11 protein-coding genes are annotated in these 15,320 nt (G+C 58.5%); all 11 read right to left on the reverse strand.

All coding sequences use genetic code 11. The features are described 5' to 3' along the window. Positions 1 to 98 precede the first annotated feature (98 nt). The 11 genes from I9H07_RS03565 to I9H07_RS03615 all read right to left on the reverse strand — a co-directional run bounded on the left by I9H07_RS03565 (position 99) and on the right by I9H07_RS03615 (position 15,251). Positions 99 to 1,073, reverse strand: a complete 975-nt coding sequence (locus I9H07_RS03565) for a peptide ABC transporter ATP-binding protein (RefSeq protein WP_024675765.1) — start codon at positions 1,071 to 1,073, stop codon at positions 99 to 101. After that, positions 1,073 to 2,041, reverse strand: coding sequence for an ABC transporter ATP-binding protein (locus I9H07_RS03570; RefSeq protein ID WP_024675764.1), 969 nt, complete (start codon positions 2,039 to 2,041; stop codon positions 1,073 to 1,075). Before I9H07_RS03570 ends, I9H07_RS03565 begins: the two co-directional genes overlap by 1 nt. A gap of 10 nt (positions 2,042 to 2,051) precedes the next feature. Beyond that, positions 2,052 to 2,963: an ABC transporter permease subunit gene (locus I9H07_RS03575; RefSeq protein WP_005887019.1), complete on the reverse strand. Its 912-nt coding sequence runs from the start codon at positions 2,961 to 2,963 to the stop codon at positions 2,052 to 2,054. Positions 2,964 to 2,973: 10 nt separating this feature from the next. Then, the gene (locus I9H07_RS03580; protein ID WP_024675763.1) at positions 2,974 to 3,984 is read right to left on the reverse strand and encodes an ABC transporter permease subunit; all 1,011 of its coding nucleotides are present in this window, start codon (positions 3,982 to 3,984) and stop codon (positions 2,974 to 2,976) included. 74 nt (positions 3,985 to 4,058) lie between these two features. Continuing rightward, positions 4,059 to 5,654, reverse strand: a complete 1,596-nt coding sequence (locus tag I9H07_RS03585) for an ABC transporter substrate-binding protein (RefSeq protein ID WP_024675762.1) — start codon at positions 5,652 to 5,654, stop codon at positions 4,059 to 4,061. Between the two features lie 82 nt (positions 5,655 to 5,736). Then, the gene (locus I9H07_RS03590) at positions 5,737 to 7,116 is read right to left on the reverse strand and encodes an OprD family porin (RefSeq protein WP_024675761.1); all 1,380 of its coding nucleotides are present in this window, start codon (positions 7,114 to 7,116) and stop codon (positions 5,737 to 5,739) included. A 156-nt stretch (positions 7,117 to 7,272) separates the two neighbouring features. Beyond that, the gene (locus tag I9H07_RS03595; protein ID WP_058391894.1) at positions 7,273 to 8,862 is read right to left on the reverse strand and encodes an ABC transporter substrate-binding protein; all 1,590 of its coding nucleotides are present in this window, start codon (positions 8,860 to 8,862) and stop codon (positions 7,273 to 7,275) included. Positions 8,863 to 9,182: 320 nt separating this feature from the next. After that, entirely contained in the window at positions 9,183 to 10,811 is a 1,629-nt protein-coding gene (locus I9H07_RS03600; protein ID WP_024675759.1) for an ABC transporter substrate-binding protein, read from the reverse strand. Positions 10,812 to 11,068: 257 nt separating this feature from the next. Beyond that, complete coding sequence (locus I9H07_RS03605) at positions 11,069 to 12,676, reverse strand: ABC transporter substrate-binding protein (protein WP_236424386.1); 1,608 nt, start codon at positions 12,674 to 12,676, stop codon at positions 11,069 to 11,071. Between the two features lie 96 nt (positions 12,677 to 12,772). Beyond that, positions 12,773 to 14,329 (reverse strand): Het-C domain-containing protein, encoded by a 1,557-nt coding sequence (locus tag I9H07_RS03610; protein WP_236424388.1) that lies wholly within the window; start codon positions 14,327 to 14,329, stop codon positions 12,773 to 12,775. A 208-nt stretch (positions 14,330 to 14,537) separates the two neighbouring features. Further along, positions 14,538 to 15,251, reverse strand: a complete 714-nt coding sequence (locus I9H07_RS03615; RefSeq protein WP_024675756.1) for an SIMPL domain-containing protein — start codon at positions 15,249 to 15,251, stop codon at positions 14,538 to 14,540. Positions 15,252 to 15,320 lie beyond the last annotated feature (69 nt).

A 15,320-nucleotide genomic window follows, 5' to 3' on the forward strand; every position in this document is an offset into this window, starting at 1 on the left:
AATGTGTGGGGCGCTGGGAAGATCGGACGCGGAGCGTCCAGAACTGCGTGCCCACGCTGGAGCGTGGGCACGATAGTCTTCTAGCTCGCAGCTTGCGCCTACGCCGCTACAAACTGCTCCGCATAGTGACAAGCTACCTGGCGGTTATCCACCAGGCGCAGCTCTGGCACTTCGGCTGCACAACGCTCGGTCGCATAGGGGCAGCGCTTGTGGAAGGCGCAGCCACTTGGCGGGTTGAGCGGGTTGGGCAGCTCCCCGATGATCTTGATCTTCGGCTTGAGCGGGTCCGGGTGGATGGTCGGGGTCGCCGACAGCAGTGCCTGGGTGTACGGGTGCAGCGGACGGTTGTAGATCTCTTCCTTGGGGCCCATTTCCGCAGGGCGGCCCAGATACATCACCAACACCGTATCGGCGACATGACGCACCACCGACAGGTTGTGGGAAATGAACACATAGGCGGTGTTGAATTCCTTCTGCAGGTCCATGAACAGGTTCAATACCTGCGCCTGAATCGATACGTCCAGCGCTGAAGTCGGCTCGTCTGCTACCAGCACTTTGGGCTGCAGCATCATTGCCCGTGCCAGCGCGATACGCTGACGCTGACCGCCGGAAAACATGTGCGGGTAGCGCTGATAGTGCTCAGGGCGCAAACCGACCTGGGCCATCATGGCCTGCACTTTTTCGCGGCGTTCGGCGGCTGACAGTTTTGTATTGATCAACAGTGGCTCGCCGAGTTGGTCACCGACCTTCTGGCGCGGGTTGAGCGAGGCGTAAGGGCTCTGGAAAACCATCTGCACGTCTTTGCGCAATTGCTTGCGCTCGGACTTGCTGGCCCCGGTCACTTCCTGGCCAGCGATTTTCAGCGAGCCCGATGAAGGCTCTTCGATCAGCGTCAGGGCGCGGGCCAGAGTCGACTTGCCACAGCCGGACTCGCCGACCACGGCCAGGGTCTTGCCGGCTTCCAGTTCAAAGGACACGCCGTTAAGCGCGCGCACCAGCGCAGAGCCTTTGAACAGGCCGCGAGAGACTTCGTAGTGACGGGTAAGGTCGCGGGCGGTCAGTACGACGCTCATTACGCCACCTCCTGATTCAAGGGATAGAAACAACGAGCCAGGCTATGCGTCTTGGGGGCCAGATCCGGACGCTGGGTCCGGCAGTTGTCACGCACGTATGGGCAGCGCGGCGACAGCAGGCAGCCCTGCGGACGGTCATAGCGGCCCGGAACCATGCCCGGCAGCGTGGCGAGGCGTTCGGCGCCCATGCTGTGCTCGGGAATGGCGGCCAGCAGGGCCTCGCTGTACGGATGGGCAGGCACGTTGAACAGACCAGGCACCTGAGCCACTTCGACCGCCTGACCGGCGTACATCACGCAGACGCGCTGCGCAGTTTCGGCCACCACGGCCAGGTCATGAGTGATCAGCACCAGGGCCATGTCCTGCTCTTTCTGCAGGCTCAGCAGCAGTTCCATGATCTGCGCCTGAATGGTCACGTCCAGTGCAGTGGTCGGCTCGTCGGCGATCAACAGCTTTGGCTCGCCGGCGATGGCCATGGCAATCGCCACACGCTGGCTCATGCCGCCCGACAACTGGTGCGGGTAGGCATTCAGACGCGCAGCGGCGCCAGGGATTTCGACCTTTTCCAGCAGCTCCAGCGCACGCTGGCGTGCGGCCTTGCCCGACATGTTCAGGTGCTGACGCAGTACTTCTTCGATCTGGAAGCCTACGGTGTAGCTCGGATTCAGGGCGGTCATCGGGTCCTGGAAAACCATTGCCAGGTCTTTGCCAATGATGCGACGACGCTGCCTGGAGTTGAGCTTGAGCAGGTCCTTGCCGTCGAAATTGAGCGCGTCGGCGGTGATGATGCCAGGGGAGTCGATCAGCCCCATCAGCGCCATCATGGTCACCGATTTGCCGGAGCCTGACTCGCCCACAATGGCCAGTACTTCGCCCTTGTCGACACTCAGGGACAGGCCGTCCACAACAGGTACGGCCGTGGCGTCGCCGAAGCGGACGTTGAGATTCTTGATTTCAAGAAGTGACATGCGAATCTCCTCAGGCGGCGTTTTTGAGTTTCGGGTCCAGCGCATCGCGCAGACCGTCGCCCATCAGGTTGATTGCCAGCACGCTGAGCAAAATGGTCAGACCGGGCAGGCTCACGACCCACCAGGCACGTTCGATGTAGTCGCGGGCCGAGGCGAGCATTGTGCCCCACTCAGGCGTCGGCGGTTGTACGCCAAGACCCAGGAAGCCCAGTGCCGCTGCGTCGAGAATCGCTGAAGAGAAGCTCAATGTTGCCTGCACGATCAGCGGCGCCATGCAGTTTGGCAGCACGGTGATGAACATCAGGCGCGGCAGGGTTGCACCGGCCAGACGTGCAGCGGTCACGTAGTCACGGTTCAGTTCGCCCATCACCGCAGCGCGGGTCAGACGGACATACGAGGGCAGCGACACGATGGCGATGGCGATCACGGTGTTGATCAGGCCAGGGCCGAGGATTGCCACAATGGCGACCGCCAGCAGCAGTGAGGGCAGGGCCAGCATGATGTCCATCAGGCGCATGACCGAAGGACCGAGCACGCGCGGGAAGAAGCCGGCCAGCAGGCCCAGCAGAATGCCGGGGATCAGCGACATGACGACCGACGCCAGACCGATCAGCAGCGACAGACGCGAACCCTGGATCAGGCGCGACAGCAGATCGCGGCCCAGCTCGTCGGTGCCGAGGATGAACTGCCATTGACCGCCTTCGAGCCACACCGGAGGGGTCAGCAGAAAGTCGCGGTATTGCTCGCTCGGGTCATGGGGTGCAACCCATGGGGCGAACAGGGCGCAGAACACGATCAGGATCATGAACATCAGGCCGGCAACGGCGCCTTTGTTTTTCGAGAACGCTTGCCAGAATTCTTTGTATGGGGACGGGTAAAGCAGGCTTTGATCGACTGCTACCGCAGGAGTAGGGGTGCTCATATCGATGATCTCAGCGCTGATGACGGATGCGTGGGTTGGCAAAGCCGTAGAGGATGTCCACCACGAAGTTGACCAGGATCACCAGACAGGCGATCAGCAGAATGCCGTTTTGCACGACCGGGTAGTCCCGCGCGCCAATGGCTTCGATCAGCCACTTGCCAATGCCGGGCCAGGAGAAGATCGTTTCGGTCAGAACCGCACCGGCCAGCAGTGTGCCGATCTGCAGACCGAATACGGTCAGCACTGGAATCAGCGCGTTGCGCAGGCCGTGAACGAACACTACGCGAGCAGGCGACAGGCCTTTGGCACGGGCCGTACGTACATAGTCTTCACGCAGCACTTCAAGCATCGACGAGCGGGTCATCCGGGCGATCACTGCCAGCGGGATGGTGCCCAGCACGATGGCCGGAAGAATCAGGTGATGCAGGGCATCGAGGAACGCGCCTTGCTCGTCGCTGAGCAGCGTGTCGATCAGCATGAAACCCGTCACTGGCGGAATGTCATACAGCAGATCGATCCGCCCGGACACCGGGGTCCAGCCCAGGGTCACCGAGAAAAACATGATGAGGATCAGGCCCCACCAGAAGATCGGCATGGAATAGCCGGCCAGGGAAATGCCCATGACCCCATGGTCGAACAGGGACCCTCGCTTGAGTGCGGCGATTACGCCTGCAAGCAGTCCGAGGATACCCGCGAAGATCAGTGCGGCAATCGACAGTTCGAGCGTTGCCGGAAACAGCGAGCTGAATTCGCTCCAGACACTGGTGCGCGTACGCAACGATTCACCGAGGTCGCCCTGGGCGAGCTTGCCGATGTAGTCGATGTACTGGGCATAGAGTGGTTTGTTCAGGCCAAGACGTTCCATGGCCTGGGCGTGCATTTCCGGATCGACCCGGCGTTCACCCATCATGACTTCGACCGGGTCGCCCGGAATCAGACGAATCAGGGCGAACGTCAATAAGGTGATGCCGAAGAAAGTGGGTATCAACAACCCCACTCGGCGGGCGATAAAACTAAACATCTTGGTGTGTACCTCATCAGCCGGTTAGGCGTGCTCCGGCGAGTCTCGGGTTATGAGCTCGCCGGATTATTTTTCTACTTCACCTGGGTAGTAGCGAAGTTGTTGGTTGTGAGCGGGCTGATTTGATAGCCCTCCACATTTTTACGCATGGCCGTGAACATTCTGGTGTGAGCCATGCTGATCCACGGCTGATCCTTGTTGAATATTGCCTGGGCCTGCTCATAGAGCGCGGCGCGCTCCTGCGGGTTCACTGTTTCACGCGCCTGATCGATCAGCTTCTGGAAATCGGCATTGCACCAGCGCGCATAGTTCTCGCCGTTTTTTGCCGCTTCACAGCTCAGCATCGGAGTCAGGAAGTTATCAGGGTCGCCATTGTCGCCTGCCCAGCCCGCAGACACCATGTCATGTTCGCCATTCTTGGCACGTTTGAGCATTTCGCCCCATTCCATGACACGAATGTCGATCTTGATGCCGATTTTGGCCAGGTCGGACTGCATCATTTGCGCGCCGAGCATCGGGTTGGGGTTGGTCGGGCCACCGCCGTTGCGGGTGTACAGCGTAAACGTAGTGCCTTCCGGTACGCCTGCTTCCTTCAGCAAGGCGCGTGCCTTGTCCAGGTCAATCGGCGGGTTCTTCAGGCTGTTGTTGTAACCCAGCAGAGTCGGCGGATACGGGTTGACCGCTACCAGCGCATTGCCCTTGCCAAATACCGCGTTGACATAAGCGTTCTTGTCGAACGTCATGTCAATGGCTTTACGTACCCGCACGTCGCTCAAGTACTTGTGCGTCGTGTTGATTGCGATATAGCCGGTGGTCATCGCCTCCAGCTCATCGATTTTCAGATTCGGGTCTTTCTTGATGCTCGGGACATCGTCCGGCTTGGGGTACAGCGCGATCTGACATTCGTTGGCCTTGAGCTTCTGCAGGCGCACGTTGTTGTCAGTGGCGATGGCCAGGATCAGCGCTTCGGATGGCGGCTTGCCGCGGAAGTACTCCGGGTTGGCCTTGAAGCGGACCTGTGCATCCTTGGCATAGCGCTGGAAGATGAACGGGCCGGTGCCGATTGGCTTGCTGTTGAGGTCGCCGGTCTTGTTGGCTTTCAGCAACTGGTCGGCGTATTCGGCCGGGTAGATCGAGGCGAAGGCCATGGCCATGTCTGCCAGGAAGGGTGCTTCACGACGGGTCAGGTTGAACTTGACGGTGTAGTCGTCGGTTTTCTCGACGCTTTTCAACAGCTCTTTGAAGCCCATGCTTTCAAAGTAGGGGAAGCCGACGCTCGACTTGTCATGCCACGGGTGTTTCGGGTCCAGCTGGCGCTGAAAACTCCAGAGCACATCGTCGGCGTTCATGTCGCGGGTCGGCTTGAAGTAGTCGGTGGTGTGGAACTTGACGCCTTTACGCAGGTGGAAGGTATAGGTCAGGCCGTCTTCGCTGATTTCCCAGGATTCAGCCAGTGCCGGAATCACGTCGGTAGTACCGGGTTTGAAATCCGCGAGGCGGTTGAACACGGTTTCAGCCACGGCATCGGCCGTCACTGCTGTCGTGTACTGCACCATGTCGAAGCCTTCGGGGCTGGCTTCGGTGCAGACCACCAGAGGTTTTGCCGAAACACTGACGGCGACGCTGAGCAGGGCCAGGGCGATCGAGTTGCGTAGCGATAACAGTTTCATTGTGAACCCTCCATAGAGTTGACGCCGATGGTGGTGTTCTGACGCAAGGCTGTTGCCTGGCGCCAGAACGGTTTTCAGCGAATCAAAGAATGTTGAACGGAACGGTGGTCACCAGACGGAATTCGTTGATGTTGCCATCAGCCTGATTCTCGCTGGCGCGGTGCGTGGTGTAAGTGGCGCGGATGGCAGTGGCCTTGAGCGGGCCGGACTGTACAGAGTAGGACGAACCGATGCCGTACTCGTAGTGAGTTTCGCCGTCCATTGCCAGCACGTCAGTGTAGCCAGTGCCTCTGTAATGAGTACCGTCGATGTCCCAGCCACGTGCCTGGTAGATATTGAACTTCAGGCCGGGTACGCCGTACTCGGCCATGTTCAGCACATAAGCGATCTGCAGGGATTTCTCGTTCGGGCCGTTGAAGTCCGAGAGCAGGGAGTTGGCCAGGAAGATGGCGTTAGTGTCGTGGGCGTAGTCGAAATACTCGTTACCGTTAACTTGCTGGTAGGCAAGGCTGACGCTGTGTGCGTTGTGCGTACCGGTGAACGACAGGCTGTAGGTATCGTTGTCGATCGCGCCCAGTTTACTTTGGCCGGCATCCTTGGTTTTGTAGTAGTTCAGGTTGGTACTCAGCGCCAGGGTCTTGCTGTCACCCAGTTCGTGGGTGAACGCGAAGTAGTACTGGTGCCAGAAGTCTTCCAGGTTCGAGGCGTAGAAGCTGGCGGTCAGGCTGTCGGTGGGTTTGTAGTCACCACCGAACATGTCCAGACGGTCGGCGGTCTGGCTGCGATCACCGTATTCGGAGCGGAACTTGTCCTGGCTCTGTTCCATACGTGGTGATACGCGGTCGAAGCTGCCGGCCTGCAGCGACAGGTTGTTGAACTCGTCGCTCTGTACGGCAACACCCTCGAAGCTGGAAGGCAGTGCGCGGTTGCCGATGAAGGCGATGACCGGGGTGTTCACCGATTGGCGACCCAGGGTCAGAACCGTGTTGGAGACCCGCGCCTTGACGTTGCCCAGACCCATTTTGCTCCACTGACCGACTGCATCACCGTCACTGTCTGCCAGGGTCCGGTTGGAGTTGCCGGCGAAGTCACCGGTGTCGCGGTCCAGCGCAATGGCGTTGTACAGCGCCAGTTCGGTGGAGAAGCCGACCACGCCCTGGGTGAAACCCGAGGAGTAATTGACGATAGTGCCCTGCTGCCAGTTGATACGGCGCGGGGTCTGCTTTCTGACGCCGTCGTCCGTATAGCTGAACGTGCTGTCGCGACGTCGCAGTTCGTTGGCGTACCAGTTGCGGGTTGTGCCGGTCAGGTGTTGATCTTCAAAGAAGCCGTTGGCGTCTGCCTGTGCATTCTTGGAACTCAGCTCGGTCGGCACGAATGTCTGGCTGGCTGGCTCTGCCTGAACCAACGCGCCAAATGACGAGAGAGATAAGGCCAATAATGCGGTACTTGTTGTTTTCACGATGTGCAGCTCCCTTTATCACTTTTATAAATGCCAGTTCTTTAAGGTCTGGCTTTTGGTGGTGCAGGGTTTATGGCCCTGCGTTGTTATAGGTATCAATGCGTAAGTGCTGGCTTGCGCCGCACACAAGACGGCAAGAGCCCGCCTGGCGGTTGCTCAGTCGACGACGCTCACACCCGAAAAGTTGTTGCGCCCGAACGGGCTGACGTGGAAGTCCTTGACCTCGGTACGCAGCGGCTGATTCACGGTCGAGTGGGCGATCGGGGTGATCGGCACCTGTTCCTTCAGATAGCGTTGCGCCTGTTTGTACAGATCGGTGCGCTGCTCGCGATCGGTGGTGGCCACGGCGGCCTTGATCAATTGGTCGTATTTCTCGTCACACCACATCGAGTAGTTGTTACCGCCAATGGCGGCGCAGCTGTACAACGTGCCGAGCCAGTTGTCCGGGTCGCCATTGTCGCCGGTCCAGCCGATCAGCGAGATATCGTGCTCGCCGTTCTTGGTGCGCTTGAGGTATTCGCCCCATTCATAACTGACGATGTTGACCTTGATGCCGACCTTGGCCCAGTCGGACTGGAGCATCTCTGCCATCAACCTGGCATTAGGGTTGTACGGTCGCTGAACCGGCATGGCCCACAGGTTCAGCTCCGTGCCTTCCTTGACCCCGGCGGCGCGCAACAGCTCTCTGGCTTTTTCCGGGTTGTACGGTGCGTCCTTGATGGTGTCGTCGTAAGACCACTGGGTCGGTGGCATGGCATTCACTGCCAGTTGCCCCGCGCCCTGATAGACCGCGCTGATAATGGCTTTCTTGTTGACGGCCATGTCCAGCGCCTGACGAACCTGGAGGTTGCCCAGTGGCTCATGGCGCACGTTGTAGGAAATGTAGCCGAGGTTGAAGCCCGGTTTCTCGATAACCTGCAGGCTCTTGTCTTCTCTGAGCTTGGCGAGGTCAGCAGGGCGCGGATTAAGCGAGACCTGGCACTCGTTGGCCTTGAGCTTTTGCATGCGCACCGAGGCGTCGGTATTGATGGCGAAGATCAACTGGTCGATCTTCACCCGGCTCGGGTCCCAGTATTGCGTGTTGCCTTTGTAGCGAATCTGCGAGTCTTTCTGATAGCGCTGAAACACGAAAGGGCCGGTGCCAATCGGCTGCTGGTTGATGTTTCTTGCATCACCCTTGGCCATCAGTTGTTCCGCGTACTCGGCGGACAGAATCCCTGCGAAGTTCATCGCGATGTTTTGTATGAACGCTGCGTCGACGGTATTTAGCGTGAACACTACGGTCAACGGATCGGTCTTTTCAACGGACTTGATTTTCTTGTTCAGGCCCATTCCGGTGAAATACGGAAATTCGGTCGGATAGGCGACGCGAAAGGGGTGATCAGGTTTGAGCATACGGTTGAAGGTGAACAGCACGTCGTCGGCATTGAAGTCGCGACTGGGCTTGAAGTCCTTGTTGCTATGGAATTTCACCCCTTCCCGCAGATGAAAGGTGTAGACCAGGCCATCTGGCGATACATCCCATGAAGTTGCCAGGCCTGGAACCACTGATGTGTCGCCCTGTTTGAACTCGGTCAGGCGGTTATAGATCGGTTCGGACGCATCGTTGTCGGTGGCCGAGGTGTATTGCGCGCTGTCAAAGCCCGCCGGGCTTGCTTCCGAACAGAACACCAGATTGCTCGCATGGGCCAGCGGAGCCAAGGCAAACAGCCCCAGACACGACGTCATCGCAAGAGTTTTACGCATGATGATCCCTATCCTTCAAAGGACGAGCCGAGGCTCGAATGTCTAACAGGCCCATAGGCGGTAACGGAACAGCGCACCGGTGCGCGAGGATTTGCCAGAGCCATGAAGCGACGGCGTCCTGCCTTTTTGCCGCAACCTTTCGACGGTAAGTCGATGGAGGCCTGCGGTATATAGGCTCGGAGGCTGCAAAGCTCGTAGGAAAAATCTCGGTGACAGTTTAAAAGTGTCGTTGACGACACTTTTTCAACTGATCGCACGGGTCTCAGAGTCAGGTAGGGCAGAGGGCTGCGCCGGGTGAGCGGCGCAGCAAACCACCGCGATTACTTCCCGGTCACGCTCACACCGTAGAAGGAGTTCAAGCCAAACGGGCTGATCTTGAAGTCCTGAACGCTGGTACGCATGGGCTGATAGACCGTCGAGTGCGCGATAGGGGTCATCGGCACTGCGTCTTTCAGGAGGTGTTGCGCCTGTTTGTACAGTTCGGTGCGCTTGGCCTGATCCGATGTTTCCTTGGCCTGATGGATCAGCGTGTCGAAAGGCTTGTCGCACCACTTGGCGAAGTTGTTGCCGTTCAGCGCGTCGCAGCCGAACAGGGTGCCGAGCCAGTTGTCCGGGTCACCGTTGTCGCCGCTCCAGCCAATCAGCATCGCGCCGTTTTCACCGTTCTTGGCGCGTTTGATGTATTCGCCCCACTCATAGCTGACGATCTTCACGTTGATACCGATCTTCTTCCAGTCGGACTGGAGCATTTCGGCCATCAACTTGGCGTTAGGGTTGTAAGGACGCTGTACCGGCATTGCCCAGAGGGTAATTTCAGTACCTTCCTTGACGCCTGCCTTTTTCAGCAGCGCCTTGGCTTTTTCGACGTCGAACGGTGCATCCTTGATGGTGGTGTCGTAAGACCATTGGGTCGGCGGCATGGCGTTGACGGCCAGCTGGCCTGCGCCCTGGTACACGGCATCAATGATGCCCTGCTTGTTTACCGCCATGTCCAGCGCCTGACGAACTTCCTTGATGGCCAGAGGATTGGGCTCGTCGCTGCCCTTGATCTTGTCCATCGTGTTGTAGGCGATGTAACCCAGGTTGAAGCCAGCCTGGTCAGGCATCTTCAGGTTCTTGTCTTCCTTGAGCGGCTTGAGATCGGCAGGACGCGGGTACGCAGTAATCTGGCACTCGTTCTTCTTGAGCTTCTGCATGCGCACCGAGGCATCGGTGGTAATGGCGAAGATCAGGTTGTCGATCTTGACGTCTTCAGGCTTCCAGTAGTCCTTGTTACCGGTGTAGCGGATGTTGGAGTCTTTCTGGTAGCTCTTGAACACGAACGGACCGGTGCCGATCGGCTGCTGATTGATCAGCTCCGGCTTGCCTTCCTTGAGCAGCTTGGCGGCATATTCTGCGGACTGGATCGACGCGAAACTCATGGCCATGTTCTGGATGAACGCGGCATCGACGGTGCCAAGTACGAACTTGACCGTGTGGTCGTCGATTTTTTCGATCTTGGTGATGTTGGTGTCCATCGCCATGTCGGTGAAGTACGGGAATTCGGTCGGATACGCTTTGCGGTAAGGCATGTCCTTGTCGATCATGCGATTGAACGTGAACAGCACGTCATCAGCGTTGAATTCGCGGGTCGGCTTGAAGTAAGGCGTGGTGTGGAATTTCACACCCTCACGCAGATGGAACGTGTAGTTCAGGCCGTCTGGCGAGATATCCCAGCTGGTTGCCAGGCCTGGCACAACGGCGGTACCGCCACGTTCGAACTGGCTCAAGCGGTTGAAAATGGTCTCTGCCGCAGCGTCGAAATCAGTGCCGGTGGTGTACTGGCCTGGATCGAAACCGGCAGGGCTGCCCTCGGAGCAGAACACCAGATTTGATGCTGCGTGGGCGAAAGGTGCGCTGGCGAGCAAGCTGGCGCCGAGCAGAAACGGAATGACCGCGTGTTTGAGCATGGTTGCCTCAGTTGTTGTCATTTTTGATTAGAGGGAACGACCTCATGAGCCGATCCGTCCGATACTTATGCAGGGGCCATACCCAAAGCAAGACGCTGACGCCAAAGAAGCGACAAAGAGTGGCACGATCGTACAGGAATGTCGCGAAAGTGTAACTTTCCTGGTAGTTGATCGTTTGCGCGATGCATTTTGATTCGTTTCACGCACCATTTAGGCGCAACCGGGTGAGAAAAATGCACCCGGTTGGAGCCATGTTGTTACTTCACTGTACCCAGGCTGACACCATAGAAGGGTGTCAGACCGAATGGACTGATCTTGAAGTCCTGCACTTCCTGGCGCATTGGCTGAAACACCTTCGAGTTGGCAATCGGAGTGATCGGCACCTGTTGCTTGAGAATGTGCTGGGCCTGTTGATAGAGCTTGATGCGCTCATCGCGGTTGGTGGTGATCTTGGCCTGCTGCACCAGCTTGTCATAAGCCGGGTCGCACCATTTGGCGTAGTTGCTGCCTTTGACCGCAGCACAGCTGTACAGCACGCCCAGCCAGTTATCAGGATCACCGTTGTCACCGGTCCAGCCGTAGATCATCGCGTCATGCTCGCCGGCCTTGGCGCGCTTGATGTACTCGCCCCATTCATAGCTGACGATGTTGGCCTTGATGCCGATCTTCTCCCAGTCGGACTGGATCATCTGTGCCGACATGCGCGCGTTTGGGTTTGATGCGCGCTGGACAGTCATGGCCCACAGGTCGATTTTGGTACCCGGGGCCACACCGGCTTCCTTGAGCAGCTGTTTAGCCTTGGTCAGGTCGTGTGGCGCATCCTTGATCGTCGGGTCGTAGCTCCACTGTCCGGGCGGCAGGGCGTTTTCCGCCAGTTGGCCTGCGCTCTGGTAAACCGCCTTGATAATGGCCGGCTTGTCGATGGCCATGTCCAGCGCCTGACGAACCTTTAGCTGGTCCAGTGGCGCATGCGTCACGTTATAGGCCAGAAAGCCCAGGTTGAAACCCGGCTGACTCAGGACCTTGAGCTTCGGGTCCTTCTTCATTTCTTCGATGTCCTGCGGGCGTGGATAGCCGCTGACCTGGCATTCGCCGGCCTTGAGCTTCTGCATACGCACGGCGGCATCGCTGCTGATCGAGAAGATCAGGTTGTCGATCTTCACATCTTCAGGTTTCCAGTACTCGGTATTGCCGACGTAACGGATCTGCGAATCCTTCTGGTAGCGCTTGAAGACGAACGGGCCAGTGCCAATGGGCTTCTGGTTCAAGTCCTCGGCCTTGCCGTCCTTGAGTAGCTTGTCTGCGTATTCGGCGGACTGAATAGACGCGAAGCTCATCGCCAGGTTTTGCACGAACGCGGCATCGATGTTGTTCAGCGTGAAGCGGACGGTCTGCGGATCGACTTTCTCGACGCTCTTGATCGTGGTGTTGAGCCCCATGTCGGTGAAGTACGGCGACTCGGACGGATAGGCCTTGCGGAACGGGTGGTTGGCATCGAGCAGGCGGTTGAACGTGAACAGCACATCGTCGGCGTTGAACGTACGGGTCGGGGTGAAGTAATCCGTGGTATGGAATTTCACGCCATCGCGCAGATGGAAGGTGTAAGTCAGACCATCTGGCGAAACGTCCCAGCGCGTGGCCAGGCCCGGTTCCACTTCTGTGCCGCCACGTTTGAACTGGGTCAGGCGGTTGAAGACGGTTTCGGCCGAGGCATCGAAGTCGGTTCCGCTGGTGTACTGGCTGGGGTCGAAACCGGCCGGGCTGGCTTCAGAGCAATACACCAGCGTGCTCGCCGCCTGGGCCAAAGGCGCGCAGGCCAGCAGCGCGGTGGTCAGCAGCAGCGGTTTGAAGAGTGTGTGTCCCATGGATCCCTCGCGTGGTACGGCAATAACCGTGCTTGAAAGTCGACAGTCAGGTAGACAACGGATAGTGCCGTACTTGGTCGGGATCGGACAATACGCTTACTTGCCGGTAATCCTCGCCCACAAGTCTGACAGCGAGGTACTTTCGAAAAAAACGCTTAAAAAGGTGCTGCTGTCCTGACTGAAACGCTGGATGCCCTGTTTTGCGTTGTTCTGCAAGTCAGCCTGGTACTGATCCAGCTCGCTCTTGAGCGCGGCACGTTCGACCTGCTCTGGATTTGCCTTGGCCCACTCTCGGACGATGAAGTCCTGCCAGTCGCTGTCCATTGGGTGAGTGAAAAACCTTGCGGCAACGTGGGCTGGATCCTCGGCACCCTCCTTGCCGTGCCAGTGGCTCAGAACGGCCTGACCCACTTGAAGCACTGCGTTTCTGGCGAGTAGCGCGGCGAGCTTGTGCAGCGGGTGTTGCGCGTGATCCTTGGCCAGTTGCGAATGTGACGGGTCGGTCGAACCGCTGGTGTTCGGATCTTCGTCGAGCAGGGTTTGCAGGTCGTCGACGCTGTTACCCAGCCACACGGCCAGACTCTGCATGGCGATACCGAACGCATTGCCCAGCAAGCGCCCCGGCGTAGCGATGAATGCGTAGAACTGTTCGACCTGTTCTGAGAACGGCAGGCTGGCCCATTGATCGCGTGTCTGCAGAAAGGCCTCGTAGCCTGCAAGCAATCCCTCGTCCGGGTGCTCGCTGAGGATGATCTGGATAATCTGGTCGCGTTCATAACGTTCTCCGGCCTGGAAGGCTTCGAACGGCTTGTCGTCTGGCGAGAACAGAATATTGCCAAGCGGTTCTGCGAGGCTGGCGATGATATCGCTGCCGCCGAACGTACCGGTTACCAACGGCAGTGAGTGCTTGCAGTCTGCTTTGGACGTCCAGGGCAGCACATGGGTATGGCCAAGCTTGATCAGGCTCAGCTCGGCGAAGTTGGAGTGGGCGAAGAAGTCTTCAAGAATGTGCAGTGCCGCGCCCATCTCCCGGAGTCCTTCAGTGGAGTCCGGACCTGCCTTTGCGGCTGACTCCAGACCGGCAGCCATGATGTCCGCCGAGCGCTGGATATAACGCTTCATTGACGTGTCGTAATCGACTTTCAACGCCGGATCGTCGGGCAGTACCCAGTCATCAAAGTCGGCGTCGCGCTCTTTGGGGTTGGCCGGATTCGGGTTGATGGCCTTGGGGTTATCGATGTGCTCGCCAGGACGATAGACGCCGAGTCGCTCCGGCGTCACCACAAAGCGAGGGCGATCTATCTTCATCAGATCGGTGAATTCCTTCACCGCCAGCACGTCCACGATGCGGGTCAGCGCCTCGCGGGACAGCAGGTCCGGAAAGCTTTTCGGCATGCTCGTCGCCCTGACGATTTTCGGGTCAAGCAGTTGCGAATAGTCGCGCAGCCAGTTGCCGAGATAGATCGCACGGATCTCTTCAGGTCTGAAACCTGCAGATTCGAGAACGGCTTCGATAGCGCCATGAGTCTGTTTGTGTTCGTCGCCTTTTCCGGCTTCAAATCGTAAGGGTGTGGGAAGCGGCTCGCCGTCTGTATTCACATCCTGATCAATGGCAGCAGTAAAGCTTTCGGCAGTGGTATCCGGGGGTTTCATCCTTGATTCCTTGAGCGTAAAGGCGCACCGGCCGCATCACTCGGTCAGGGCGGTTGTGTTTGAAAGTGAGGTGATAGTTTCGCGGGCGACGAGGTTGCCGGCCATCAGGCAACACGTCAGTAAACGTAGGAGGGTGCCGAGGCGCAGAAGGGCATCAAGAGGAAGGATGGGCGGAAAGTGGCGGCAGTCGAAACTGCCGCCTTGTGAATCAAGGTATCGCGACTTCAATCACGCCATCAGCCGCAACGCTGACCTGGCTGGTGCCCGCTTCGACATCGGGCGTCGGTGCCGAGTCTGCACGCGAAGATTTTGCCATCATCATGACCGGCGCACGCAAATACGGCTGCGGGTAGCCCGAGGTATTGAGGTTCAGGTTGACCAGCTTGTAGCCAGTGCCACCCAACGCTTCGGTGACCAGTTGCGCGCGGGCCTTGAAGGCCGTTACGGCGTCCTTGAGCAATGCGTCTTCGCTGGTCTTGCGGGTCGACGGCGAGATCGAGAAATCCATGCCGCCCATTTTCAGGTCCGTCAGCATTTCCCCGGTCAGCTTCGACAGCACCGCAAAGTCGGCGCTTTCCAGACGTAGCTCGGCGCGTTCACGCCAGCCGGTGATCTTCTGGCCTTTATCGTCGTAGACCGGATAACTGTTGCGGCTGCCCTGACGAATTTTCACGTCCTTGACCTGGCGCGCCTGACCCAACGCCTTATTGAGGGTTTCAGTGATCTGCGCCGCCAGCTTGGCCGGGTCGCTGTCCTGCGCTTCGGTGTACAGCGTCACGAGCATCAGGTCACGCTGGACTTCCTGATTGACTTCGGCGCGCAGGGAAATCTGGTTGTAACGGGCTTCTTCAGCCATAGCCGGCAGGCTGGACAGGGCGGCGGCCAGCGCGACAAGCGCGGCAGCAGGGCGGAGATTGAACATGGAAGCTCCTTGTTATCAAACGGCCATCCGACAATTGCCCGATGGTGCAAAGCTGAGACTGTAGCGTTA

The sequence above is a fragment of the Pseudomonas syringae genome (assembly GCF_023278085.1).
GTDB lineage: Bacteria > Pseudomonadota > Gammaproteobacteria > Pseudomonadales > Pseudomonadaceae > Aquipseudomonas > Aquipseudomonas syringae_Q.

What these genes read in the sequence shown, in the direction of transcription:
- I9H07_RS03565 (WP_024675765.1), bottom strand. Translation starts at nt 1,073, where the DNA reads ATGAGCGTCGTACTGACCGCCCGCGACCTTACCCGTCACTACGAAGTC.
- I9H07_RS03570 (WP_024675764.1), bottom strand. Translation starts at nt 2,041, where the DNA reads ATGTCACTTCTTGAAATCAAGAATCTCAACGTCCGCTTCGGCGACGCC.
- I9H07_RS03575 (WP_005887019.1), bottom strand. Translation starts at nt 2,963, where the DNA reads ATGAGCACCCCTACTCCTGCGGTAGCAGTCGATCAAAGCCTGCTTTAC.
- I9H07_RS03580 (WP_024675763.1), bottom strand. Translation starts at nt 3,984, where the DNA reads ATGTTTAGTTTTATCGCCCGCCGAGTGGGGTTGTTGATACCCACTTTC.
- I9H07_RS03585 (WP_024675762.1), bottom strand. Translation starts at nt 5,654, where the DNA reads ATGAAACTGTTATCGCTACGCAACTCGATCGCCCTGGCCCTGCTCAGC.
- I9H07_RS03595 (WP_058391894.1), bottom strand. Translation starts at nt 8,862, where the DNA reads ATGCGTAAAACTCTTGCGATGACGTCGTGTCTGGGGCTGTTTGCCTTG.
- I9H07_RS03600 (WP_024675759.1), bottom strand. Translation starts at nt 10,811, where the DNA reads ATGCTCAAACACGCGGTCATTCCGTTTCTGCTCGGCGCCAGCTTGCTC.
- I9H07_RS03605 (WP_236424386.1), bottom strand. Translation starts at nt 12,676, where the DNA reads ATGGGACACACACTCTTCAAACCGCTGCTGCTGACCACCGCGCTGCTG.
- I9H07_RS03610 (WP_236424388.1), bottom strand. Translation starts at nt 14,329, where the DNA reads ATGAAACCCCCGGATACCACTGCCGAAAGCTTTACTGCTGCCATTGAT.
- I9H07_RS03615 (WP_024675756.1), bottom strand. Translation starts at nt 15,251, where the DNA reads ATGTTCAATCTCCGCCCTGCTGCCGCGCTTGTCGCGCTGGCCGCCGCC.